The sequence below is a fragment of the Microbacterium sp. MYb72 genome, from assembly GCF_002979415.1.
Classification (GTDB): domain Bacteria; phylum Actinomycetota; class Actinomycetes; order Actinomycetales; family Microbacteriaceae; genus Microbacterium; species Microbacterium natoriense.
Genome location: NZ_PCOT01000004.1, coordinates 60317 through 85207, shown reverse-complemented (window position 1 = coordinate 85207; position 24891 = coordinate 60317). Strand labels below are relative to the sequence as shown.

The window sequence follows — 24891 nt, the reverse complement described above, 5'->3', positions numbered from 1 at the left end:
GGAGGATTCTGTGGAGACGGTCGATGACGATCGTCCCGAAACAGTGGGGAGAACATCCATGTCGTCGTTGAGTCAGCAGCTGCTGCGCCGTAAGCCCACCACGCAGGAGATCGCGAGCGAGGAGGGCCTGAAACGCAGTATCGGGCTCTTCGCGCTGACGATGATCGGGGTCGGGGGCACGATCGGCACCGGCATCTTCTATGTGCTCTCCAGCGCCGTCCCGATCGCGGGGCCGGCGGTCATCTGGTCGTTCGTCATCGGCGGCGCCGTCGCCGGTGTCACCGCGCTCTGCTACGCGGAGCTGGCGGGGTCGGTGCCCGTCTCCGGATCGACATACTCCTACGCCTACGCGACGCTCGGCGAGGCTCCGGCGATGGGAGTGGCGGCCTGTCTGCTGCTGGAGTACGGCGTCTCGACGGCCGGCGTCGCCGTCGGCTGGTCGCAGTACGTCAACCAGCTGCTCGACAACCTGTTCGGCTTCCAGATCCCGCCGGAGCTCTCCAACGCCCCCGAGCAGGGCGGCATCATGAACCTGCCGGCGGTGATCGTCATCGCCCTGTGCGCCCTGCTGCTGCTGCGCGGCACCGGGGAGTCCGCCACCATCAACGCGATCATGGTCATGGTCAAGATCGGCGTGCTGGTGTTCTTCGTCGCCGTGGCGCTGACCGGCTGGAACGCCGACCACTTCGCGAACTTCGCTCCGGCCGGGCTGCAGGGCATCATCGCCGGGTCAGGGCTCATCTTCTTCTCGTTCATCGGGTTGGATGCCGTGTCCACAGCCGGCGGCGAGGCCAAGAACCCCAAGCGCAACCTGCCGCTCGCGATCATCATGGCGCTGATCATCGTCGTCGTCGCGTACGTCGTCGTGGCCGTCGCCGCGATCGGCGCACAGGCGCCCGACAAGTTCGAGGGGCAGACGGCCGGGCTCTCCGTGATCCTGGAGTCGATCATCGGCTCGTCGTGGCCGGGCACCGTTGTCGCGGCGGGAGCCGTGGTCTCGATCTTCAGCGTCACGTTCGTCGTGCTCTACGGTCAGACCCGCATCCTCTTCGCCATGTCGCGGGACGGCATGGTGCCGCCGGTGTTCTCGAAGCTGAACCCGCGCACGCTGGCCCCCGCGCGCAACACCATGATCGTCGCCGCGGTGGTGGGCGTCCTCGCGGCGTTCGTCCCCATCAACTTCCTGCTCGAGATGACCAGCATCGGCACCCTCGTCGCGTTCCTCGTGGTCTCGGTCGCCGTCATCATCCTGCGCCGCCGCGAGCCGAACATCGAGCGGGGCTTCACCCTGCCGCTGCATCCGCTGATCCCCGTGCTGTCGATCCTCGGCTGCATCTGGATCATCACGCAGCTGCGTCCGATCACGATCATCGTGTTCCTGATCTGGACGGCCGCGTTCCTCGTCTACTACTGGTTCTACGGACGCACGCATTCGACGCTCGGGCGACAGGCCGCGGCCGGCGCCGACATCCCCTTCACCTCGACCGTGCGTCAGGTGGAGGAGGACGAGCGATGAGCATCCTGGTGGCGGTGAGCCCGGGGCACCGCTCGGTCGCGGTGCCGCAGCTGGCGGCGATGCTGGCGCGCTCGGCCGACACCGAGCTGATCGTCGCGGCGGTCCTCCCGCTCACGTGGCCGCCGCTCGCGAGGAACGCCGACGTGGAGTGGCGCGACTATCTGCGCGGCTCAGCGGAGGTCGTGCTCGATCACGCGGCCTCCGAGCTCGGCGGCGTGAAGGCCACGTTCCTCCAGCACTCGGCGCGCTCCGCCCACCGCGGCATCCTGGAGCTGATCGAGGAGCACGACCCGAGCCTCGTCGTGGTCGGGTCGTCGTCGGGCGGGGCCTTCGGGCACATCACACTCGGCTCGGTGAACGACGCGCTGCTGCACGCGTCGCCGGTGCCTGTGGCGATCGCGCCGCGCGGGTTCAGGGCGAAGCCCACGGCCACCGTGCGCCGGGTCACGGCGGCATACGGGGGCACGGAGGCCGCGAAAGATCTGGTGCTCGGGGCCGCCGGCGTCGCGCAGAGCATCGGGGCCTCTTTGCGGATCGCCTCGTTCGCCGTCGTCCCCGAGGGGAGCGTGACGGCGGGCGTCGGCCTCTCCGCCGAACAGGGCATCGCCGATGAGTGGGTGCGGATGATCGATGAGCACACCGCGGAGATCCTGCGCGACGTCTCCGCACTGCCGCGCACGCCCGCTCTCGACGGCGCGGTCGTCGGAGTCGGCGATTCCTGGGCGCGCGCGATGGAGGACGTCGAGTGGGCGGCCGACGACGTGCTCGTCGTGGGGTCCAGCTCGCTCGGACCGATCGCGAGGGTGTTCCTCGGCTCGCACGCGACGAAGGTGGTCAGGCACTCGCCGGTCCCGGTGATCGTCGTGCCCCGCGGCGCGGCGGGGGAGCTTCTGGAAGCGGCGGAGGACCCGGGCGCCTGAGCGCCTGCGTCACGCGGGGCTGCCGGCCTGTGCCTGGCGGCGCTGCGCGCCTGCGTTTGGCGGTGCTGCCGACCTGCGCCAGAACTCCGGAGATCCTGCCTGCATCGGCGCGGATCACGCCGCTTCCACCCGGATCGCGGCGCTTCTCCGGAGTTCTGGCGGCGGACGGACGCCGGGACGGATGCGACGGGCGGATGCCGGGACCGCGGTCCCGGCATCCGTTGTTCAGTCGCGCACGCGCACCGAGAGGCAGGTGACGCAGCCCTCGAGCTTCTCGAACTCGCTGATCGGCGTCTCGATCACGGTCAGTCCGCGGTCGCGGAACAGCTGGGCGCTCTGCGGCGCCTCGGACGACATGAGCACGGTCGTGTCATTGAGGACGACGACCGCGGTGCCCTGTTCCTCCAGCACCGGGAGGAACTCGGGGTACACGGAGGCGTCGTCGACGAGCGGCGGGTAGCCGATGATGGTGCCGTCGGGCAGTGCGGTGACACCGCTCTTGAGGTGGAGCACCTTGGTGACGGGCACGGCGACGACCGTCCAGCCACGAGGGGTGAGAAGGTCGCGCAGCTGCGCGAAGCCGTCGGCGTTCGAGCGCAGGGTCTGTCCGACGTAGACGGTCGTGCCGACTTTGAGCACGTCTCCGCCGTCGAGCGTGCCCGGGGCCTCGATCGCGACGAAGGGGATGCCGGCGCGCTCCAGAGCCTCGCGCGTGGAGTCGATCTCGCCGCGGCGGGAGTCGGCGCCGGGGCGGCTGAGCACGGCGAGGTCGCCGAACATGATCACGGTGTCCTCGACGAAGACGCCGTCGGCGTGCTCGTCGGCGGCGTCGATCTCGATGACGTCCCAGCCGAGTCCGCGGTAGACGTCGACGTACTGCTCCCACTGTCGCTGAGCCAGTTCGGCGTCGACGGGGACGCGCTCGAAGTGGGTGAGCTCGCCTTCGGCGAGACGCGGAGAGGGACGGCGGACGAGAAGGCGTGACATGGCTCAAGAATACCGGCGGCCCGCGTGGGCGAGCCACCGGCGGTCCCGGTGGATCAGGTCACTCCATGGTGTCGAGGATGGCGACGAGGTCCTCGAAGGTGGTCAGCGGATTCACGATCGCGAAGCGCGTGTTGGGTCGTCCGGCGTGCGAGCTCGGGACGACGAACGCGTACTGGGAGTCGAGCAGCCCGTCGGACCAGCGGGCGTAGTCGTCGCGGTCCCAGCCGTCGCGCTCGAACACGACGACCGTGAGCTGCGGGTCGCGGACGAGCGTGAACCCGGGGCGACGACGGATCTCCTCGGCGATCCGCTGCGTGAGCGCGAGCGTGCTCGACACCGCGTCACGGTACGCCTGCACCCCGTAGGTGGTCAGCGAGTACCAGAGCGGAAGCCCCCGGGGGCGCCGGGTGAGCTGGATCGCGTAGTCCGAGGGGCTGAAGTCGTCGCTGTCGGTGAGGGTGTCGAGGTACTCGGCGTGCTGCGTGTGCGCCCGACGGCCGGTCTCGGGATCGCGGTAGAGCAGCGCGCAGCAGTCGTACGGGGCGAAGAGCCACTTGTGCGGATCGACGATGGCCGAGTCGGCCCGCTCGACGCCGCGGAAGTGGTGCCGCGCCTCAGGGGCCAGGATGCCGGTGAGGCCGTAGGCGCCGTCGATGTGCAGCCAGAACTCGAACTCGTCCTTCAGCGCGGCGATGCCCTCGATGTCGTCGATGATGCCGAAGTTGGTGGAGCCGGAGGTCGCGACGACCGCGAAAACGGCGTCGCCGTGCTCGACGAGGGCCTCGCGCACGGACTCCGCGTGCAGCTTGCCGTCGGCGCCCGCGGGCACGGCGATGGTGTCGACGTCCATGACCTTCGCCGCCGACTTGTTCGAGGAGTGCGCCTCGGCGCTGCAGACGAGCTTCCACCGCGGCGGGAGCGGAGTGCCGGCCTCCTCGAGGCGGCGCTTGGCGGCGTCACGCGCGGCGACGAGGGCCGAGAGGTTGCCGATCGTGCCGCCCTGCACGAACACGCCTCCGGCGCCCTCGGGGAAGCCGATCTCGGCCGCGAGGAAGGACAGCACCTCGTTCTCGGCGTACACGGCGCCTGCGCCCTCGAGCCAGCTGCCGCCGTACAGGCCGGATGCCGACACGACGAGGTCGAAAGCGATCGCCGCCGTCGTCGGGGCGGTCGGGATGAAGGAGAGGTAGCGCGGGTGGCTCGCGGTGAGGCACGCCGGCGCGAGGATGTGCTCGAAGAGCGCGAGCGCGCGGGTGCCGCCGATACCCTCGTCGGTGATGGTGCGGCCGGCGAGGCGGCGCAGCTCCCCAGGGGGGAAGGGCTTGTCGAGCGGCACGTCCCGTGCCAGCATCCGCCGGCGGGAGTAGTCGAGCACCGCGTCGACGATCGACGCCTGCTCATCGGTCGCCGCGTGCATCCGCGTCGGGTTCATCGGACACTCCTCTTTCGCCCCGCGGCACACCCGCCGAGGCAGGGAAACGCTAACAGAACGGCGGCTCCGTGGCATCCTCCCGCCCTCCTCTCGGGCGCGGGCGAGGGGTCAGCGGGTGGTGTGCGCGTCCAGGAACGCGATCGTCTTCTCCAGCGCGGTCCGCGCGTCGGGCTGATCGAGGTGGAACTGGTACTCGTGCGGCAGCTGCGGCGCGTGGGGAGCGGGCCAGAACAGCGTGGTCACGTCGACGCCCAGCTCGTCGAGGCGCTTCGCCATCGGGATCGACTGCAGCCAGGTGAGACCGTCGCCGTTGCCGCCGGAGATGTAGGTCGCCGGGAAGTCTGCGGTCACCCAGTCGATGGTCGACATCGTGGCGCCGGTCGAGCCCTCAGCCCAGTCCTTGGCGCCCGAGTACGCCCACATCGACGACTTGAACCCCCAGCCGACGGGGCCGTTGAGCTCGGCGAGGGCGGAGAGGTCGTAGACCCCGCAGTTCAGGACGGTCGCGACGAGCTGATCCGGCCGCAGGGCGGGCGCGAGGCCCATGATCTCGGCGTAGTCGGAGTTCGTGATGAGAGTCGCGAGCTGGCTCGCGAGCTGACCTCCCGCCGAATCCCCGGCGAGCACGATCTGCGTCGGATCGACGCCGAGCTCCTCGGCGTGCGCGTCGATGTACGCCAGCGCCTCGTTCAGCTGCGTGACGGCGAGCGGGTAGACGCCCTCCGGGCCGAGCGTGTAGTTCACCGCGATCGTCGTGTACCCCTCGCCGGCGAGGATCCGGAGATAGGGGTCGACGTTCTCCTTCGCGCCCGACACCCAGGCGCCGCCGTGGATCCAGACCACGGTCGGCAGCGGGCCCGAGGCGGATGCCGGTGAGAACACGTCCATCGTGGTGTCCGCGCCGCCGTCTGCGTACGCCACGTCGAGGGTCTCGGTGAGCTTCGTGTCGGGGACGTGCCGGTCCATCTCCGCGGCTGTGTCGTCTCCGCCCTTCGTGAACACCGCCCGGATCACCATCGCGGAGGGCCACGGTGTGATCGATCCGATGATCGCGATGATCGCGGCGACGGCGAGGAGGATGCCGAGAGTGATCTTCGTGCGGCGCCACCGTCGGCGGCGACGCTCCGGTCGTGTGGACTCCTCGACGGGCGCTGCTGTGCTCATGGGACCCCTCCTCCGCACCAGTGTGCCAGTATTCCGAGTGGGTTCCTACGGATGCGCTCAGTCCCCGGCGAGCACCGATGCCGCGTCGCTGATCGTGATCTGCGGCGGGTACAGCCCCATCACGTGGAGTGCGGCGGCGTGGTTCTCGGCCGTGGAACCCGCGCACGCGTCGGCGGCGACTGTCACGCGCGCCCCGGCATCCGCAGCCGCCAGCGCGGTCGACAGCACGCAGCAGTCGGTCGAGACCCCGGCGAGGACGACGTGCGCTCCGCGGCCGATGATCGCCTCGATCTCCGGACCCCACTTCCCGAAGGTCGGCAGGTCGAGGGTCGGATGCGGGGACAGGTCCGCGGCATCCGGCACCAGGTCGAACAGCGGGTCCGTCGGCGGTTGATCGGCGAACGGCCAGGCCGCGAAGTACTCGCCCCACGACGTGGAGCGATCGGCTGTCGGCATCCACCTCGTGACGAGCACGCGCTCGCCGAAGGACTCCGCCAGGGCGCGGATGCGCGGCATGGCGTCGGCGAAGAACGGCGAGCCCCACGCCGAGTCGGGCGCCGCGAAGATCGCCTGCGGGTCGATCACGACCAGCCAGGCGCGTGTCGGCTCGCTGCGCTCGCTCAACGACCGGAATCTTCCTGCTGGCGGATCTTCGCGGCCCGCCCGAACCAGGTCACGAGGAACGACAGCACCAGCGCGAACAGCACGCCGAGGTTCGCGTAGCCCCAGTCATCGCGCCAGCCGAACAGGTCGAGGAAGTAGCCCTGCCAGTCGTTCCATCCGGTGTCGGGGATCTGGTTCATGACGAACCCCCAGCCGATCACGGTCGCGACGAGCATCGTGCCGATGGAGAGCCAGTCGAAGGCTCCGTAGCGTCCGCGGCTGTCGAAGAGCGCAGCGTCGTCGTAGTCCTTCCGGCGGCGCAGGATGTCGGCGATCAGGATTCCGGCCCACGACGCCATCGGCACGCCGAGAGTGATGAGGAAGGACTGGAACGGGCCGATGAAGCTCTTGGCGAAGAACACGACGTAGATCGTGCCGGCGGTGAGGATCACGCCGTCGACCGCCGCCGCGGCCGGGCGGGGGATGCGGATGCCGAGGCTGAGCAGCGTCAGGCCGGACGAGTAGATGCCGAGCACGGCGCCGGACACGAGCGTGAGGATCGCGACGATCAGGAAGGGGAACAGCAGCCACGTCGGCAGGAGCCCTGCGAGGGCGCCGATCGGGTCGCCGCCGACGGCGGCCGCGAGGTCGTCGTCGGAGCCCGCGAGCAGGAGCCCGAAGAACACCAGGATGATCGGGGCCACCGAGCCGCCGATCGTGTTCCAGGCGACGATCTGCCCGTCGGATGCCGTGCGCTTCTGGTAGCGCGACCAGTCGGCGGCGATGTTGATCCAGCCGAGTCCGAACCCGGTCATGACCATCACGAGCGCGCCGATCGTCTGTGCGAACGTGCCGTCGGGGCGGGAGAACGCGGTATCCCACTGGATGTGCCCGAAGGTGAAGATCAGGAACAGCACCGTCATGGCTCCGGTCAGCCAGGTCAGCACCGACTGCAGCCGCATGATGGTGTGGTAGCCGAGCACGGAGGCCCCGACGATCAGGGCGGCCACGGCGACCGTCGCGATGATGCTCACCGCGGTGTCGTCCTCGCCGCTCACCCAGCCGAGCGTGCGCAGGATCGTTCCGGTCGCGAGCACTGCGGTGATGGCGAGCGACGTCTCCCAGCCGATCGACGTCAGCCACGACACGATGCCGGGGAGCTTCTGCCCCTGCACACCGAAGGCGGCGCGCGAGAGCACCATGGTCGGCGCCGAGCCGCGCTTGCCGGCGATCGCGATGAGCCCGCACAGCAGGAACGACACCACGATCCCGACGATCGACACGACCGTCGCCTGCCACAGCGAGACGCCGAAGCCCAGGATGAAGGATCCGTACGACATCCCGAACACCGACACGTTCGCGGCGAACCAGGGCCAGAAGAGGTCCCGCGGCTTCGCGGTGCGATCCGACTCCGGGATGATCTCGATGCCCGCACGCTCGATCAGCGCGCCCGTGTTCTGCGTCATGACGACATCCTGGCACCGTCGCACCCCGCGTGGGGCGGATGCGCGCGCCGACCTTCCGCCGCGTGCCGTCTCCGGCGCAGCGTCAGCCGCGGAAGAAGGCTCCGGCCACCAGGCTCAGGTCGTGCAGATCGGAGACCCCGGCGAGTTCGCGGGCCGAGTGCATCGACAGGATCGGGATGCCGACGTCGACGGTGCGGATGCCGAGGCGGGTCGCCGTGATCGGGCCGATCGTCGAGCCGCACGGCACGTTGTTGTTCGACACGAACTCCTGCGGGCGCACCCCGGCGCTCTCGCACCACGAGCGCCAGGCGGCGGAGCCCACGGCATCCGTCGCGTAGCGCTGGTTCGCGTTGAGCTTGAGGATGGGGCCGGACCCCAGCACCGGGTGCACGACGGGGTCGTGCTTGGCGGCGTAGTTGGGGTGCACCGAGTGCCCCACGTCGCTCGACAGGCACCACGACGAGGCGTAGGCGCGGCGACGTTCGGACCCGTCGGCGCCGAGACCGGAGTACACCCGCTCGAGCACGTCCTCCAGGAAGGGGCCGGCAGCGCCGGAGCGCGACCCGGAGCCGAGCTCCTCGTGGTCGAACGCGGCGAGGACGGCGATGGGGCCCGACTCCGCGTCGTGCGTCGCGAGCGCCACGACCCCCGCGTGCACGGAGGCGAGGTCGTCGAGGCGGCCGGATGCGAAGAACGCGCTGTCCTTGCCGAACACGGCGCCGCGCGCGGTGTCGGCGATCACGACGTCGTAGCCGCGGATGGCGGATGCCGCGACACCGGCGGACGCCGCGAGCTCGGCGAGGATGTCGGCCTGCGTCGGGTCGCCGAGGCCCCACACGGGCTGGGTCTGGAACTGCTTGTCGAGCGCGAGGCCGCTGTTGGCCTCACGGTCGAGGTGCACCGCCAGCTGCGGCAGACGCAGCAGCGCTCCGGTGTCGGCGAGCACGACGCTGCCGTCGGCGAGGGCGAGACGGCCGGCGAGGCGCAGCTCCCGGTCGAGCCAGGAGTTCAGCAGCGGGCCGCCGTACACCTCGACGGCGGCCTGCAGCCACCCCGCGGATCCGGTCGTGGGCTGCGGCTTGAGCTTGAAGCCGGGAGAGTCGGTGTGGGCGCCGAGGACATGCGAGGGCGTGGTGGCGACGGCATCCGACGGGACGGTCCAGGCGATGGCCGCACCGTCGCGGACCACGACGAACCGGCCGCCCTGCTGAGCGGGCCAGGGGTCCTCCTCGCGCAGCCGGGAGAACCCGGCCGATTCGAGCCGGCGCGCCACCTCCTCGGCCGCGTGGTAGCTCGACGGTGAGGCGGAGACGAAGTCCGCGAGGTCGTCGGCGTGGGCGAGGGCGGATGAAGCGACGGGCATGAGTGGCCTTCCTGCGTGCGTGCACCTCCGATCGTAATCGGGTCTCGATCAGGCAACGGAGCACGGGGGAGGGCTTAAGTCGAGACGACCTCTCGGCTAGTCTCGACACCGGAGAGGTGCATCGTTCGAGCGATGCGCGGGGAGCCTCCGGGGAGAAACAGGGGGACTTCAGTGTCTTCAATCGCTCATTCGCGCGTCCGCCGCGCCGTCGCCGCCGTCACGTCGGCCCTGCTGTTGGCAGCCGGACTCACGGTGGTCACCGAGACGGTCGCGCCGACCACGGCATCCGCGGCACAGAATCCGACGCAGTGCGCCGGATCGCTGTCGCTCACCAACGGCAGCTTCGAGCAGCCGGTCTTCAGCGGCGGGGTGCTCATCACCAACGAGTCCAACGTGCCCGGCTGGCTGACGACCGCCACGGACAACCAGATCGAACTCTGGCGCTACCCCGGCAACCCGAACGGCTGGCAGGCCGCGCAGGGCACGCAGTTCGCCGAGCTCAACGCGAACCAGACCAGCATGCTCTACCAGGACGTCGCGACCACCCCCGGGCAGACGCTGTACTGGTCGCTCAAGCACCGCGGGCGCGTCGGCGTCGACACCATGCGCGTGATGATCGGCGTCCCCGGCGGCACGCTCACCAACGTCAGCGGCTCGCTCTCCGATGGCACCGCGGCGTGGGCCACGCACACCGGCTCGTACACGGTGCCCGCGGGTCAGACCCTCACCCGCTTCGGATTCCAGGCCGTCAGCACGTCGACCGGCAACAACTCGGTCGGCAACCTCCTCGACGACATCTCCTTCGGCACCGGCCCCTGTCTGGTCTCCACCAAGTCGGTGCAGAACCTCACGGGCGGCGGCACGACCGCCAACATCGGCGACACGCTCCGCTACACCGTGACCACCACCAACGGCGGCGGCAACCCGGCGCTCCAGTCGGTCTCCACCGACATCGTCCCCGCGGGCGTGGACTACGTCCCCGGTTCCCTGAAGCTCGTGAGCGGGCCAGGAACCGGGGCGCTGACCGATGCCACCGGCGACGATCGCGGCGAGTACGTCGCCGGTTCGCGCACCGTCAGGGTGCGCCTCGGCGAGAACGGGACGGCATCGGCCGGCGGTTCCATCGGCGTCGGCGCCGTGACCTCGTACACCTTCGACGCGAAGGTGCGAGCGGATGCCGCGACCACCACCATCGTCAACGAGGCCAGCGTCGCCTTCCGCGAGCCGGTCACCAACATCGACCGCACATCGATCACCAACGAGACCCAGACCCCGGTGAACCCGGCGGCCGATCTCGCCATCACGAAGACCCTCGACACGGCCGCGCTGGTGGCTGGACGCCCCGCGACCTTCACGATCACCGTGACGAACAACGGGCCGCAGACGGGAACCGGGGTGACGGTCACGGACGCGATCCCCGCAGGGCTCACGAACGTCCAGGCCACCCCGAGCGGCGGATCCTGCACGGTCGGCGGAACGGTCACCTGCTCCCTCCCCGACCTCGCCGTCGGCGCCAGCGCGACGATCACGCTGACCGGAACCGTGTCCCCGACGCTGAACCCGGGTGCGGCGCTGACCAACACGGCATCCGTCGCCGGCTCGCGGTTCGATCCGAACCAGGCGAACAACACCGCCACCGCGTCGGGCACGCTGAACGCCGAGGCCGACCTCTCGATCGTCAAGACCTTCCTGCCGACCGCTCCGGTCGCCGGCGACGACGTCTCGTACACGCTCACGGTCCACAACGCCGGCCCCTCCGAGGCGCGCGACGTCAGGATCACCGATCCGCTCGACCCCGCGACCGCCTTCGTCAGCGCGACTCCGCAGCAGGGCACCTGCTCGCTGAGCGGCGACGTGATCGGGTGCCTCCTCGGCACCCTCGCGCCGAACGCCACCGTGACGGTGACCGTGGTCGCGCACCTCGACCCCGACGCCGTCGCCGCCGTGCAGAACTCGGCGAGCGTCACGAGCAGCACGCCCGACCCCGACCCGTCGAACAACGTCGACTCGACGAGCTTCGACCCGACGATCATCGCCGATCTCGCCGTCACCAAGACGGCATCCGCGGCGCAGGTCTCCGCGGGCGGCACGGTCACGTACACGCTCGTCGTCACGAACAACGGCGCCTCGGATGCCGTGAACGCGGTGCTCGACGACACGCTGCCCGCGGGTCTCACCGTCTCCAGCGTCGCCACGACCTCCGGCAGCTGCGCGACGCCGTCGCCGTCGCGCATCCAGTGCACCTGGCCGCTGCTCGCCGACGGCGCCTCCAGCACCGTCACCCTGCAGGCGCTCGTCGCGGCCGACGCCCCCACGGGAACCCTGACGAACACGGCATCCGTGGCCTCGCCCGCCGAGGACTCGAACCCGTCGAACAACTCCGACTCGGCCGATGTCGAGGTCGTGCAGAGCGCCGACATCAGCGTCGTCAAGACCGCCGACGCTCAGGCCGTGCCCGGAGGCGCCTTCGGCTACACCCTGACCGTGACCAACGGCGGTCCGTCCGTCGCCCGCGGCGTGGTGCTCACCGACACGCTCCCGGCCGGCTTCACCCTCGGAGCGACCCCTGCCGGGTGCACGCTCACCGGCAGCACCCTCACGTGCCCGCTCGGCGACCTCACCGTCGGTCAGATCGTGACCGTCCGCCTCGACGGGACGATCGCCGAGAGCGCGACCGGAACGCTGACCAACACGGCGACGGTGACCTCGCCGACGCCCGACCCCGATCCGTCGGACAACACGTCCACGGTCGACAAGCCGCTCACCCCGAGCGCCGACGTGGTCGTCGAGAAGACGACGAGCACGCCGAGCGTCCCGCTCCAGGGCGAGGCGAGCTTCGTCATCACCGTGCGCAACGACGGACCGTCCACCGCTGCGGGCGTCGTCGTCGACGACGCGGTTCCGGTGGGTCTCGCGACCACCGGCGCCACCCCGTCGGTCGGCACCTGGTCGGCGGCCGACTCCCGCTGGACCGTCGGCACACTTCTGCCCGGCGAGTCGGCGACCCTCACCGTCACGGCGCAGGTCGTCGCGACCGGCTCGATGACCAACACCGCCACCGGCACCTCGCAGACGCCCGACCCCGACCCGTCGAACAACACCGACACGGCGACGGTCGTCGGCACGCCTTCCGCCGATCTCTCGGTCGTGAAGACGGCGTCCGCCAACCCCGCGAATCTCAACGCGCCGATCACCTACACGATCGTCGTGACGAACAACGGTCCGAGCCCGGCATCCGCCGTAGCGATCTCCGACCCGCTGCCCGCGGCACTGCTGACGCCGACCACCCCTACCGCCGGATGCTCGATCACCGCGGGCCAGCTGAGCTGCGCCGTCGGCACGCTCGCGGTCGGCGCCACGTTCACGGCCACCGTGACGGGAACGGTCGACCCGGCAACGGCCGACACGCAGCTGTCGAACACGGCCACCGTCACCTCGACCACGCCCGACCCCGACCCGTCGGACAACACCTCGACGAGCATCGTGCCGATCGCCGGCACTCCGCGGATCGAGCTCGTGAAGCAGGCGGCCGCCCCCGTCGACGCGAACGGCAACGGCCGGATCGACGCCGGTGACACGGTGGCCTACAGCTTCACGGTGCGCAACACGGGCAACGTGACGTTCACGAGCACGCAGATCACCGACCCGCTGCTGGGTGGGGCCGTGACCTGTGCCGCGCTCGCGACCCCGCTCGCTCCGGGAGCGGAGGCCGTCTGCGCGCCGGTGACCTACACGCTCACGCAGGCCGACCTCGACAACGGCACCGTGCACAACGAGGCCACCGTCACCGGCCAGTCCGCACAGGGAACCGCGACCGACGACGCCGAGGCGAACGTGATCGTCCCGAGCGTGAACAGCGTCAGCCTCACCAAGACGCCCAGCACGGTCGTCGACATCAACAGCGACAACCAGGTCAATGCCGGGGACACGATCCGGTACACGTTCACGCTCACGAACACCGGGACGACCACACTGCACAACGGGCAGATCGACGACCCGATGCTCGGTGGCCCCGTCGCCTGTGTCGCGCTGGACGGGGTGCTCCTGGAACCGGGCGACTCGGTCACCTGCGCTCCTGTCGACTACACCCTCACGCAGGAGGACATCGACAACGGCGTGGTGAGGAACACCGCATCCACCATCGCCCAGGCGCCCGACAACGCCTTCGTCGAGGACACGGCGTCCGCATCCGCCAACATCGATCAGACCGCCGGCATCGACCTCACGAAGACGGCGGGTCAGGTCACCGATGCGAACGGCGACGGGTTCATCGGCGCCGGCGACACGATCGACTACTCCTTCACGGTGCGCAACACGGGCAACACCACCCTGGTGGGTGTCACCGTGTCGGACCCGCTTCTCGGCGCGGGAGCGCTGTGCACCGTCGGCGATCTCCTGCCAGGGGCCAGCGCAGCCTGCGGACCGTTCACCTACGCGCTGACGCAGACGGACATCGAAGCTGAGCGCCGCCCGAACTTCGCCACGGCTACCGGCGACAGCCCGATCGGCGAGGTCAGCGACACCGGCTCCGCCGAGGTCCTGTTCTCCGGCACCACTGCGATCGCTCTGACGAAGACGCCCGGTGCCGTCGATCCGGGCGCGGACGGCATGGTCGGAGCCGGTGACACCGTGCCCTACTTCTTCACGGTGAGGAACACCGGAACGACGCAGCTCCGCGAGATCGTTCTCAATGATCCGCTGCTCGGCGGAGAGATCGAGTGCCCGGCACTCGACGGCCTTCAGCTGGAGCCGGGACAAGAGGTCGTCTGCGGCCCTGTCGACTACGTGCTGACTCAAGCCGACGTCGACGCCGGAACGGTCCACAACACCGCGACCGTCGAGGGGCAGTCCTGGAGCGGCACGGCCGACGCCACGGACGAGGCCGATGTGCGCGTGGCAGGGACCGACGCCCTCTCGCTGCTCAAGTCGGCGGCGGCGATCGTCGACGCGAACGGCAACGGACGCACGGATGCCGGCGACACCATCGCGTACACGTTCACCGTCACGAACACGGGAACGACGACGCTCACCGGCATCTCGGTCTCCGACCCGCGTCTGAGCGGCGACATCGTCTGCGACACGACGGAGCTGGCCCCCGGCGAGGCGACGCTCTGCCACGGCGAGCCCGCCGTGATCACGCAGGCCGAGGTCGACGCAGGCCAGATCGTGAACACCGCCACCACCACCGGCACAGGTACGAGCGAGATCCCGCCGACGGCGGAGGACACGGTGGTCACGCCCATCGAGGCGCAGCCGGCCATCGCCCTCGCGAAGACCGGCGGGGAGTACGCGGATGCTGACGGCAACGGCAAGATCAGCGCGGGCGACACGGTGAGGTTCCGCTTCACCGTGACGAACACCGGTGCGAGGACGCTGACGGCCGTGGCGATCAGCGATCCGATGCTGGGCGGTACGATCGCCTGCGAGATCCCCGACCTCGCGCCCGGGGCGAAGGCCGACTGCGGTCCGGTCGTCTACGTCCTCACGGCGGCCGACGTCGCGGCGGGCAAGGTCGTCAACGTCGCGACGGCGACCGGCACGGCTGGCGCCGTCACGGTCACGGCGGCGGCGACGGCATCCGTCGACCTGAACGTGCTCGCGACGACCGGTGGCGTCATCAACGGCGTGGGCTGGGCGCTCGCCCTGCTCGCGATCGGCGCGTTCGTGCTCCTGATCGCGCGGCTCCGTCGCGACGAGATCGAGGTCTGACCCTCGCGTCGGATGAGAGGCGCCCGGTGCGGAAGGTCGCACCGGGCGCCTTCGCGTTCACGTCGATGGGCTAGGGTGTACCGCGATAGCGCCTAGGGTTCCGGGGTCCGTCCCGTCTGGTCCGAGCGGCGCCACGGCTCTTCTCCGCAGGAGAGCCGTCATCTGACAGGACAAAAGCCCGGAGGACCCTGTTCGTCGCGCCCGCGGCGGATGGAAGGGTCTGTCATGTCCTCTCTCGCCTTCGTCCTCGTCTTCGCCGCGGCCGTGTCCCATGCCGCCTGGAACGTGATCGCACACGGGGTGAGTCGTGCCGGGGTGCCGTTCCTGTGGTGGGGAGCCGTCGGCGGAACAGCCTTCTGGATCGGAGCCATCCCGTTCACGGGCGGGCTCGGCACCGACGACCTCGGCGGGTTCCTGCTCGGCGTGGGCGTCTCCGCGGCCCTGCACGTCGTCTACATGGCCGTGCTGCAGCGCGGGTACCAGGAGGGCAACCTCTCGACCGTCTACGCCACAGCGAGGGGCACAGGGCCGTTCCTGTCGGTGATCGTCGCGGTGCTGCTGCTCGGGGAGCGCCCGTCTGTCGTCGCGCTGATCGGCGTCGCGGCGGTGATCGTCGGGGTCGTCGCGATCGGGCTGGTCGACCGTGGCGGGGATCGGGTCTTCGACCTCGGGCTCGTGTTCGGGCTGCTCACCGGCGTCGCGATCGCGGCGTACACGATCTGGGACGCGAACGCCGTGCGCACCTGGTCGCTGTCGCCGGTCGCGTTCATGGTCGGCACGATGGTGCTGGAGATCCCGTTCTACACGCTCGGGGTGCGCAGGCGGTGGGATGCCGTCGCAGCCCTGTGGCGCACGCAGTGGAGGCGGATCGTGGCGTTCAGCATCCTGTCTCCGCTGTCGTACATCCTCGTCCTGACGGCGATCCAGATCGCTCCCGTCGCGCTGGTGGCTCCGCTGCGCGAGGTGAGCGTGGTGCTCGTGAGCCTGTTCGGGGTGCTCGTGCTGAAGGAGGACCGCCCTGGCTGGAGGCTCGGCGCATCGGTCGTCGTGGTCGCGGGCATCGTGCTGCTCGCGCTGTAGGTCCGTCCTGCATTCCGCGACTCCGGTCGCGAACCTGGTCGCGAAAGCCGGCGAGTCTCGACCAGGTTCGCGACCGGAAGGGGGGAGCCGCTCGAGGGCTCAGCGGAAGTCGACGAGCCCCGCGTGCGCTGCGGTGACGAGGATCTGCACGCGATCGCGCACCTGCCACTTCGCCATGATGCGGCCGAGGTGAGCCTTGACCGTGCCCTCGGACACGATCAGCGACTGCGCGATCTCGGAGTTCGACATGCCCTGGGCGAGGCGTTCGAGTACCTCGGCCTCGCGCTCGGTGAGCTCTTCGAGCTCCGTGTCGCCGGGGAGCGGTTCCGTGCTGCGCACGTGCTTGACGAGGAGGGACGCGATGCGCGGCGACAGCGAGCTCGCGCCGCTGTGCACTTCACGCACGCCGGTGACGATGCTCTCCGCGCTCGAATCCTTGAGGAGGTAGCCGGAGGCGCCGGCGCTCAGCATCGGCAGCACGGTGTCGCTGCCGTCGAGGGTGGTGACGGCGAGCACCCGCACCCCCGGCCACCGATCGGCGATCGCCGCGGTGGCCTCGATGCCGTTCATCTCGGGCATCTGGACGTCCATCATCACGACATCCGGCTGGTCCTTCTCGATGAACGCGATCGCCTCGAGCCCGTTCTCGGCCTGCCCGATGACGTCGATCGCCGGATCCCTCGCGACGAAATGGGAGAGTGCGGAGCGCACGAGAGGGTCGTCGTCGACGATGAGCACGCGGATGTCCGGCATGAGGGAAGCCTATCGGCGCTGGCCGGGAGGTCAGGGGCAGATCTAGACCTTTGTCTAGTGAGGTCTGGACTCAAGACAGATGTGCGCCGCGAGCGGAGCCGAGAAGATCAATAGGTACCTAGACGAAAGAACTACCTACGGAGGTGAACTACTATGACTTTCTGGCAGCAGGTTGGCAAGATGTTCGGCGTATATCGCTAAGAATACCTGGCTAAAGGGAGACAGTGAACCATGGCCTTTGACCAGTCGCTCCGCGAATCACCGGGTGTGCTTCGCATCGGGCGCGGCGAGAGACTGGGTGCCGTCGAGAGGATCGTCGTCCTCGCGGCCATCGGCATCGTCGTCTCGATCGACATCATCGGTCTCTTCCTCCCGCCGGGTGTGGAACTCGGTGCGGCGGCGATCAGCATCGCCTCCACCGCAGTATTCGCTCTCTATCTGTGGTCGCCCGTCTGGGCGACCGTGGCAATGGCCGTCATCTTCGGCCTCTCTTTCTTCAGCGGAACCGAGACCCAGGTCCTCACCGCCGCCGCAGTCGCGGCCGGAATGGTGATGCGACTGGGCAGAGGGTCCCTGATCTTCTCCTACATCGGAGTCTTCCTCCTGTCCTCGGCGCTCATCGCGTTCGGGGATACGAGGGTGCCCGTGAACGTCGGCGTCCAGATGATCCTGGCCGCCGTGTCGGGCGCCATCGGCTATGCGCTGCGGCTCGGCGCCGAGAGAGGAAGCCGACTCGAGCGCGAGCTCGTCGTGCAGGTCGAGAAGGAGCACGAAGCGGTCCTCGCCGAGAGGCGCTGGATCGCAGGAGAACTCCACGACAGCATCGCGCACCACCTCACCGTGGTCGCCCTGCACGTGCAGATGCTCGACGACCCGACGATGACCTCCGAATCCCAGGAGGCCATCCGCGTCGCCGCACGCAAGGCCATGGCCGATCTGCGCTTCGTGATCGAACTCGCCGACGACGGACCCCGCTCTGCCGGAATGCAGACGGGCGACCTCGATTCGGCGGTCGACGAAGCGAAAGCGGAGATCGAGGCCGCAGGCCACCCCGTCGTCGCGACCGGCGACCCCCGGGATGAGCGCATCCCCCGTGTCGCGGAGATCGCCTTCGCGCGCATCGTCCGAGAGTCGGCGACCAACATCCTCAAGCACGCCGGCCCGGGGGAGGTCGCGATCAGCCTTGACATCGACGACGACTCGGCCGCGCTGACGATCAGCAGTCCGATGCCGACGACTCCGCGGAGGGATCTCCCCTCCAGTGGTACCGGTCTCAACCGCATGGCCGAGCGCGTGCTCGGAGCGAGCGGCGAGTTCACGGCGGGCGAGGTCGACGGCGCATGGCAGGTTGCCGCTAGACTGCCAATGGCCTGATCAGCGCCTCAATCAAGACCTAGACGAAAGTCTAGGCAAGTCTGAACGAACGTCCCTATCAAGGGCACCCTCACGCGACCTATCCTGGAATCTCCCCAGAATAAGCGTCCCCAGCGCTGCGATCGCGAGCGCGATCTTCTAAGGCTTCTGAAACCACTGCGCTCGCGATCGCGTTCTGTGTACGGGACACGTCCCGATCAGGCGGCTATCCGCCCACCGCGCGCATGTAGTGCCCGTCCGTCGAGATCCCGGATGCGGCGACCGTGAAGCGCACGACCTCGCTGAGGTAGCGGTCCTCCGACGCTTCGAAGATGCGCCCCTCTGCGTCCCTCGAGATGCGACTCAGGCGCAGGATCGGCGTCCCCTGCGGAACACGCAGCAGCGCGGCATCCTGCTCGTCCGCTGCCACGGCGTCGATCACGTGCTGCAATCCGACGATCGGATGCCCGACGGATGCGAGGTACTCGGTGATCGACACGCTGTCGAGGTCGACCTCGAAGAGCCTCCGCCCGGCGACCTCCGTGTAGAAGAGTCGCTCGAGCATGGTCGGGCGTCCGTCCAGCGACCGCAGCCGTACGACGCTGACGATGGTGTCGTCCGGAGCGACCCCGAGGAGCTCGGCCTTGGAGCCCGCGCGCCGCAGGCTCAGCTCCTGCGTCTGCGCGCCGGGGGTCACGCCGAGGTCGCGCGCCCAGCGGGTGAACGGCACGGACATGTCGACGGCCTGGCTTGCCTTCCGCGCGACGACGCGCGCGGGGCGACCTCGGCTGGTCTCGATCAGCCCCTCGCCCCGCAGGGCGGCCAGGGCATTGCGGATCGGGCCGCGCGATGTGCTCCAGCGCTCGGCCAGTTCGGCCTCGGTGGGAACGTCATCGCCCGGACGCAGGATGCCGGAGGCGATCTGGGTGCGCAGCTCGTCGGCGATCTGGGTGTACACAGCTTCTGCCACATAGGCATACTACTTGGTCAGGTCGTTGAGGAGCGAGAGGTTTCTCCGGTGTTCATCCGGGAGAACCCTCGGTAAACGACCTCTGAACTCTTGCAAGTTAGGTACCTTTCTCGACCCGTGACCTGAGAGAGTCATCCGTGGATCAACCCCCACACACCCGAAAGGTCCTCATGAAGCTCCGTGCTCTCCCCGCCCTCGCCGGCGCCGCGGTCCTCGCCCTCGGCCTCGCCGCCTGTTCCGGTTCGGCCGACGCCACCAGCAACGGCGGCACCGACGAGGCAGCCGCGACCTCCAGCTACGCGGTCGACGAGAACACCCTCGTCTTCGGCGTCGTCCCCGACTCGGTCGACACCGAGACCAACTACCAGCCGCTGATGGACTACATCGCGAAGATCACCGGCAAGACGGTCGAGTACCACGAGTCCACCGACTACGCCGCTCTCATCGAGGCCGCGGTCGCGGGCAAGATCGACGTCGCCTCGTTCTCGGGCTTCACCTACGTCACGGCCACCGCCAACGGCGCCAAGCTCACCCCCATCTCCTCCATCGTCACCGAAGAGGGTCAGGAGCCCGGCTACTACTCGCAGGCGATCGTCCCCAAGGGCAGCAGCATCTCGAGCATCGCGGACTTCAAGGGCAAGAAGGTCTGCTTCGTCGACCCGTCCTCGACCTCCGGCTACCTCTTCCCGTCGTACAACCTGCTCCAGGCCGGCATCGACCCGAAGACCGACATCACCCCCGTCTTCGCGGGCAAGCACGACGTGAGCGTGCAGAAGGTCGGCGAGGGCGTCGAGTGCGAGGCGGGCTTCGCCGAGGACTCCGAGGTCGAGAAGTCCGACGCCGTGAAGGTCATCGACGAGACCATGGTGCCCGGAGCTCCGCTGGTCTACTCCTCGACCCTCCCCGACGACGTCACGAAGAAGCTCAGCGACGGCCTCGCCGAGGTCACGATCGACGACATCATCGCCGCGGGCATCAAGAGCGCCGACACGGACTCGTTCCGCAGCGTGTTCTACGCCACGAAGCCGGTCGACGACAAGTACTACGACCTCATCCGCGACATCTGCAAGAAGACCGAAGCGGAGCAGTGCCAGGGCTGACGCCCTGAGCCACGCACCCGGCCGTCGAGCGAGGTCACGACTCGCTCGACGGCCGGGACCGACTCATACAGGAGATCTGACATGAACGCGGCATCCGATGCCCTCATCCGCCTCGACGGCGTCACGAAGACCTTCGGGTCGACCACGGCGCTGAAGGACGCGTCGCTCCAGGTCTCCCGGGGCGAGATCGTCGTGCTGCTGGGGCTCTCCGGCTCCGGCAAGTCCACACTGCTCCGCCACCTCGACGGGCTCGAGGTCCCCACCTCCGGCTCGGTCGAGGTGCTCGGCCAGCAGGTCCCGGCGCTGAAGGGCGGCGCGCTGCGCCGGCTGCGCAGCCGCGTCGGGTTCATCTTCCAGCAGTTCGAGCTGGTGCCGTCGTTGACCGTGCTCGAGAACGTGCTCACCGGATCGCTCTCCACGGTGCGCGGCCCGCGGCTGGGCCTGTGGGGCTACTCGAGGGCCGCCAAGCTGCAGGCGCTCGAGCACCTCGACCGCGTGGGTCTCCTCGACCGCGCCTACCAGCGCAGCGACACCCTCTCGGGCGGACAGCAGCAGCGCGTCGCCATCGCCCGCGCTCTCATGCAGAAGCCCGACATCCTGCTGGCGGACGAGCCCGTCGCCTCCCTCGACCCCGAGTCCAGCGACCAGGTCATGGCGCTGATCCGCGAGATCGCGGCGGATGCCGGCCTCACCGTCGTGTGCAGCCTGCACCAGGTCGACCTCGCGATCTCCTGGGCCGACCGCATCGTCGGCCTGCGGCACGGCGAGATCGTGCTCGACACCGTGACCGACGGACTGAGCAAGGCCGCGGTCATGGAGATCTACGGGCGGGTCGCGACGACCACCGCCGAGATCCAGGCCGTGCAGGTCGAGCTCGCGGATGCCGTCGCCGAGGTGGCTGCGCAGTGACCACCCTCACCGGCGCCCCGACCGGGGCCGCGACCCAGGGGCCTCGCGGCTCCGTCTCCGAACGCGCCCCGCGGCCCCGCATCTCTCCGGAGCGCATCGCGGCATCCCTCACGCTCGTCGCACTGGTCGTGCTCGGCATCCTCGCGGTCAACGAGGTGGGCATCTCGATCCCGGCGATGGTGGAGAGCTGGGGCAACGCGGAGAACTTCTTCGCCCGTGTGCGCGGTCTCTCCTTCCCCGAGGCCGGAGACCTGATCTGGCTGATCGCGCTGACCGTGGGCCTCGTGCTCACGGGGACGCTGCTTGCGGCCGTCCTCTCCGTGCCCATCGCGTACCTCGCCGCATCGAACACCACCCCCGGCAACGGCTGGCGTCTCGCCGCGCGCTTCATCGGCGTCCTCACCCGTGCGATCCCCGACGTCGTGCTCGCGATGGCGTTCGTGCTCATGTTCTCGCTCGGAACGCTCCCCGGCATCCTCGCCATCGGCATCCACTCGATCGGCATGATCTCGAAGATGTTCGCCGACGCGATCGAGCAGATCGACGAGGGACCCCGTCTCGCGATCCGAGCCGCCGGCGGGTCGAAGATGCAGGAGTTCACCTCCGGCGTCCTGCCGCAGGTGCTGCCCAGCTGGGTCGCGACCGTGCTGCACCGCAACGACATCAACCTGCGCGGCAGCGTGGTGCTCGGCTACGTCGGCGTCGCCGGACTCGGCCTCGAGATGTCCTACGCGTTCAAGGCCCTCAACTACGGCAAGGGCCTCGGCATCGCCCTGGTCATCTTCGTGCTCTGCATCGTGATGGAGATCGTCTCCAGTCTGGTGCGCGGCGCGATGCTCGGACAGCAGCAGCAGACGCGCTCGTGGATCGACCGCATCGTGCACCCCCGCCTGGGCGGCCGCACCCCCGCGGCGCCGGAGGTGCGTGCGGCGTGGGCCGCGAGCCCGCAGACGGCCGTGCGCCGACCGTGGACCGGCCAGCGCGTGCGGCACACGATCGCCGGAGCCGTCGCCGTGCTCGTCGTGATCGGCGGGGTCGTCGTCAGCGACATCAACTGGCTCGACTTCGTCACGTTCTGGGGGCGCGTCCCCGAGGTCGCCGCGAAGTTCTGGCCGCCGTCCTTCGGCAACTACGACGCCACCGTCATGATCGTCGCCATGCGCGACACGGTCGCGATCGCCCTCGCGGCCACCGTGCTCACCCTGCTCCCGTCCCTGGTGCTCGGCTCGCTCGCCGCCAGCAATGTGGCGCCGAGCAGGGGTGCGCGAGGCGTCGCGCGCTTTCTGCTCGTCGGCATCCGCGGCATCCCCGAGCTGATCCTCGCGATCGTGCTCGTCGTGATCACCGGTCTCGGACCGCAGGCGGGAGTGATCGCCCTCGCCATCGGCGGCATCGGGCTGCTCGGCAAGCTCATCGCGGACTCCTTCGAAGAGGTCGACCGTGGCCCGGAGCGTGCGCTGCGCGCCGTCGGGGCGACCCGCCTGCAGACCTACACCTCGGCGACCGTGCCGCAGGGCACCCGTGCGCTGATCGGACACAGCTTCTACATGCTCGACACGAACATCCGCGCGGCGACGATCCTCGGCATCGTCGGCGGTGGAGGCGTCGGCTACTACCTGCTCAACGCCAGCCAGGGCTCCCGGTACGAGACGGTCACCGCGATCGTGCTGATGATCCTCGCCACGGTGCTCGTCGTCGAGGGGCTCGCGATGTGGATGCGGAAGGTGTTCCGGTGAGCCGCGCCGACGTGGTCGTCGTGGGCTCCGGCATCGTCGGACTCGGAGCCGCGTACGCCGCCGTGCGCCGCGGGCTGCGCGTCACCGTCGTGGACCGGGCGGATGCACCGGTCGGAGCGACGATCCGCAACTTCGGGCACCTCTGCATCGGCGCGCAGACCGGCGAAGCCCGCCGCTACGCCGACCTCTCGCGAGAGCTGTGGCTGATGCTGTCGCGCGACGCGGGGTTCTGGCTGCGCGAGTCGGGGACGCTCGTCGCCGCCCGGCACCGCGACGAGCTGGCCGTGCTGGAGGCTGCAGACGGAGACGACATCCGGATGCTGGATGCCGACGAGCTGCTGCGCCTCGCACCGCTGCGGTCCGTGGGTCTTCTCGGCGGAGCGCACATCGCAACGGATCTGCAGACGGATCCCCGCACCGCGGCATCCGCGATCGTCCGCCATCTCGCCGAGCTCGGCGTCTCGTTCCTCTTCCGCACGTCGGTGACGTCGATCGCAACAGGGCGGGTGGACACCACCCGTGGCGCGATCGAGGCCGGGCAGATCGTCGTCGCGGTGAACCACGATCTCGATCAGCTGCTGCCCGAGATCGCCGAGCGCATCGGCGTCGAGCGCTGCGCGCTGGACATGATGCGCGCGGCGGTGACGCTGCGGCATCCGCTCGCCGCCCCGCTGCTGACCGGGTGGTCGCTCGTGCGCTACGGGCGCTTCGCCGGGTCCGCCGAAGCCGCGGCACTGCGCGAGCGCCTGCACGCCGAGCGGCCTGATCTCGCGGCGATCGACCTCAACCAGATGTACACGCAGCTGCCGGACGGCACGCTCATCATCGGCGACTCGCACGCCACGTCGGCAGCGCCTCCGCCCTTCCAGCCGGAGTCCGCGTTCGACGCGTTCTTGACGGAGGCGCAGGCGCTGTTCGACATGCCGGAGCCCCGCGTGATCGAGAGATGGCAGGGCGTCTACGCCAAGGGGCCGCAGGAGTTCCTCGTCGAACGTCCTGAGGAGGGGGTGCTGGTGCTCGCCGCGACCACCGGCATCGGAATGACAACGGGTCTGGGGCTCGCTGAAGAGAATCTCACCGCCGCCTTCGGGTGGGCACCCGCAATGGAAGGAACATCATGACCACTCCTCTCGAACTCGCCGTCCTCGACATGGCAGGCACCACGGTGCTCGACGACGGCGTCGTCGAGCAGGCGTTCCAGCGCGCAGCCGAGCGCACGGGCGTCGCCGACCGGATGCCGTGGGCCGAGGCCCTCGACTACGTGCGCGTCACCATGGGGCAGTCGAAGATCGACGTCTTCACCCACCTGTCGGGCGGCGACGCGCTCGCTGCAGCCCGCGCCACCGCCGAGTTCGAGGGGGCCTACGCCGAGATCGTCGCGGAGCAGGGGGTCTCCGAGATCCCCGGCGCCGCCGACGCGATCCAGGACCTGAAGGACGCCGGTCTCGCGGTCGTGCTCACCACCGGCTTCGCTCCCGTCACGCGCGATGTGCTGCTGAACGGACTGGGCTGGGGCGACCTCGTCGACCTCGCGCTGTCTCCCGTGGACGCCGGGCGCGGACGCCCCGCCCCCGACCTCGTGCTCACGGCGCTGCTGCGCACAGGCGCCACCCGGGTGTCGGCCGTCGCCGTCGCGGGTGACACCACGAGCGACGTCGAGTCGGGTCGCCGCGCGGGCGCGGGCTTCGTCGCCGGCGTGCTCAGCGGAGCGCACGATCACCGGGCGCTGTCCGCCGCGGGCGCCGACGCGGTTCTCGCCGACGTCACGGGTCTGCGCGGCGTGCTCGCCGAGCGCGGGCTGCTCCCTCTCGTCTCCCGCGTCTGAGCCGG

At 69.7% G+C, this 24891-nt stretch carries 18 protein-coding genes; 10 read left to right on the top strand and 8 right to left on the bottom strand.

The features are described from left to right. The first annotated feature begins 58 nt into the window (after nt 1–58). Both CQ047_RS03310 and CQ047_RS03305 read left to right on the top strand, forming a co-directional pair. The gene (locus CQ047_RS03310; RefSeq protein WP_105672862.1) at nt 59–1516 is read left to right on the top strand and encodes an amino acid permease; all 1458 of its coding nucleotides are present in this window, start codon (nt 59–61) and stop codon (nt 1514–1516) included. Beyond that, complete coding sequence (locus tag CQ047_RS03305; protein WP_105672861.1) at nt 1513–2436, top strand: universal stress protein; 924 nt, start codon at nt 1513–1515, stop codon at nt 2434–2436. Before CQ047_RS03310 ends, CQ047_RS03305 begins: the two co-directional genes overlap by 4 nt. Before the next feature lie 225 nt (nt 2437–2661). Here the strand turns inward: CQ047_RS03305 and ddaH are convergent, their stop codons facing one another. The 6 genes from ddaH to CQ047_RS03275 form a co-directional block, all read right to left on the bottom strand. Beyond that, the gene (gene ddaH / locus CQ047_RS03300) at nt 2662–3423 is read right to left on the bottom strand and encodes a dimethylargininase (RefSeq protein ID WP_105672860.1); all 762 of its coding nucleotides are present in this window, start codon (nt 3421–3423) and stop codon (nt 2662–2664) included. Nucleotides 3424–3481: 58 nt separating this feature from the next. Continuing rightward, complete coding sequence (locus CQ047_RS03295) at nt 3482–4855, bottom strand: pyridoxal-dependent decarboxylase (protein WP_105672859.1); 1374 nt, start codon at nt 4853–4855, stop codon at nt 3482–3484. A gap of 108 nt (nt 4856–4963) precedes the next feature. Then, on the bottom strand, nt 4964–6019 hold the full coding sequence (locus tag CQ047_RS03290; protein WP_105672858.1) for an alpha/beta hydrolase: 1056 nt from the start codon (nt 6017–6019) through the stop codon (nt 4964–4966). Between the two features lie 57 nt (nt 6020–6076). After that, a complete protein-coding gene (locus tag CQ047_RS03285; protein ID WP_105672857.1) occupies nt 6077–6643 on the bottom strand; it encodes a cysteine hydrolase family protein in 567 nt (188 codons plus the stop codon). Further along, entirely contained in the window at nt 6640–8088 is a 1449-nt protein-coding gene (locus CQ047_RS03280; protein ID WP_105672856.1) for a cytosine permease, read from the bottom strand. Before CQ047_RS03280 ends, CQ047_RS03285 begins: the two co-directional genes overlap by 4 nt. A gap of 82 nt (nt 8089–8170) precedes the next feature. After that, nucleotides 8171–9451 (bottom strand): M18 family aminopeptidase, encoded by a 1281-nt coding sequence (locus tag CQ047_RS03275; RefSeq protein ID WP_105672855.1) that lies wholly within the window; start codon nt 9449–9451, stop codon nt 8171–8173. A gap of 171 nt (nt 9452–9622) precedes the next feature. Here CQ047_RS03275 and CQ047_RS03270 point away from each other — a divergent pair, with 171 nt between their 5' ends. Together CQ047_RS03270 and CQ047_RS03265 are read left to right on the top strand one after the other, a co-directional pair. Beyond that, nucleotides 9623–15160, top strand: a complete 5538-nt coding sequence (locus tag CQ047_RS03270; RefSeq protein ID WP_181155820.1) for a DUF11 domain-containing protein — start codon at nt 9623–9625, stop codon at nt 15158–15160. 225 nt (nt 15161–15385) lie between these two features. Continuing rightward, on the top strand, nt 15386–16240 hold the full coding sequence (locus tag CQ047_RS03265) for an EamA family transporter (protein WP_105672853.1): 855 nt from the start codon (nt 15386–15388) through the stop codon (nt 16238–16240). A 99-nt stretch (nt 16241–16339) separates the two neighbouring features. Here CQ047_RS03265 and CQ047_RS03260 read toward each other — a convergent pair whose 3' ends face one another. Next, the gene (locus tag CQ047_RS03260; protein WP_105672852.1) at nt 16340–16993 is read right to left on the bottom strand and encodes a response regulator transcription factor; all 654 of its coding nucleotides are present in this window, start codon (nt 16991–16993) and stop codon (nt 16340–16342) included. Nucleotides 16994–17224: 231 nt separating this feature from the next. Between CQ047_RS03260 and CQ047_RS03255 the strand changes: the two genes are divergently transcribed. Continuing rightward, on the top strand, nt 17225–18367 hold the full coding sequence (locus CQ047_RS03255; protein WP_105672851.1) for a sensor histidine kinase: 1143 nt from the start codon (nt 17225–17227) through the stop codon (nt 18365–18367). 205 nt (nt 18368–18572) lie between these two features. Here CQ047_RS03255 and CQ047_RS03250 read toward each other — a convergent pair whose 3' ends face one another. Beyond that, complete coding sequence (locus CQ047_RS03250) at nt 18573–19316, bottom strand: GntR family transcriptional regulator (RefSeq protein WP_258132460.1); 744 nt, start codon at nt 19314–19316, stop codon at nt 18573–18575. Between the two features lie 170 nt (nt 19317–19486). On the opposite strand from CQ047_RS03250, the gene CQ047_RS03245 reads away from it, so the two are divergent. The 5 genes from CQ047_RS03245 (at nt 19487) to CQ047_RS03225 (ending at nt 24886) form a co-directional block, all read left to right on the top strand. Further along, nucleotides 19487–20416 (top strand): phosphate/phosphite/phosphonate ABC transporter substrate-binding protein, encoded by a 930-nt coding sequence (locus CQ047_RS03245; RefSeq protein WP_105672849.1) that lies wholly within the window; start codon nt 19487–19489, stop codon nt 20414–20416. Nucleotides 20417–20497: 81 nt separating this feature from the next. Then, a complete protein-coding gene (gene phnC, locus CQ047_RS03240) occupies nt 20498–21325 on the top strand; it encodes a phosphonate ABC transporter ATP-binding protein (protein ID WP_105672848.1) in 828 nt (275 codons plus the stop codon). Further along, entirely contained in the window at nt 21322–23061 is a 1740-nt protein-coding gene (locus CQ047_RS03235) for an ABC transporter permease (RefSeq protein WP_223585904.1), read from the top strand. Before phnC ends, CQ047_RS03235 begins: the two co-directional genes overlap by 4 nt. Beyond that, on the top strand, nt 23058–24182 hold the full coding sequence (locus CQ047_RS03230; protein WP_105672847.1) for a TIGR03364 family FAD-dependent oxidoreductase: 1125 nt from the start codon (nt 23058–23060) through the stop codon (nt 24180–24182). The genes CQ047_RS03235 and CQ047_RS03230 overlap by 4 nt, the downstream gene beginning before the upstream one ends. Further along, nucleotides 24179–24886 (top strand): HAD family hydrolase, encoded by a 708-nt coding sequence (locus CQ047_RS03225; protein WP_105672846.1) that lies wholly within the window; start codon nt 24179–24181, stop codon nt 24884–24886. The genes CQ047_RS03230 and CQ047_RS03225 overlap by 4 nt, the downstream gene beginning before the upstream one ends. The last annotated feature ends 5 nt before the right edge of the window (nt 24887–24891 follow it).

Bases quoted from the DNA above. Each gene is read 5' to 3' on its own strand.
- CQ047_RS03310 (WP_105672862.1), top strand. From the start codon at position 59: ATGTCGTCGTTGAGTCAGCAGCTGCTGCGCCGTAAGCCCACCACGCAG.
- CQ047_RS03305 (WP_105672861.1), top strand. From the start codon at position 1,513: ATGAGCATCCTGGTGGCGGTGAGCCCGGGGCACCGCTCGGTCGCGGTG.
- ddaH (WP_105672860.1), bottom strand. From the start codon at position 3,423: ATGTCACGCCTTCTCGTCCGCCGTCCCTCTCCGCGTCTCGCCGAAGGC.
- CQ047_RS03295 (WP_105672859.1), bottom strand. From the start codon at position 4,855: ATGAACCCGACGCGGATGCACGCGGCGACCGATGAGCAGGCGTCGATC.
- CQ047_RS03290 (WP_105672858.1), bottom strand. From the start codon at position 6,019: ATGAGCACAGCAGCGCCCGTCGAGGAGTCCACACGACCGGAGCGTCGC.
- CQ047_RS03280 (WP_105672856.1), bottom strand. From the start codon at position 8,088: ATGACGCAGAACACGGGCGCGCTGATCGAGCGTGCGGGCATCGAGATC.
- CQ047_RS03275 (WP_105672855.1), bottom strand. From the start codon at position 9,451: ATGCCCGTCGCTTCATCCGCCCTCGCCCACGCCGACGACCTCGCGGAC.
- CQ047_RS03265 (WP_105672853.1), top strand. From the start codon at position 15,386: ATGTCCTCTCTCGCCTTCGTCCTCGTCTTCGCCGCGGCCGTGTCCCAT.
- CQ047_RS03260 (WP_105672852.1), bottom strand. From the start codon at position 16,993: ATGCCGGACATCCGCGTGCTCATCGTCGACGACGACCCTCTCGTGCGC.
- CQ047_RS03255 (WP_105672851.1), top strand. From the start codon at position 17,225: ATGGCCTTTGACCAGTCGCTCCGCGAATCACCGGGTGTGCTTCGCATC.
- CQ047_RS03245 (WP_105672849.1), top strand. From the start codon at position 19,487: ATGAAGCTCCGTGCTCTCCCCGCCCTCGCCGGCGCCGCGGTCCTCGCC.
- phnC (WP_105672848.1), top strand. From the start codon at position 20,498: ATGAACGCGGCATCCGATGCCCTCATCCGCCTCGACGGCGTCACGAAG.
- CQ047_RS03225 (WP_105672846.1), top strand. From the start codon at position 24,179: ATGACCACTCCTCTCGAACTCGCCGTCCTCGACATGGCAGGCACCACG.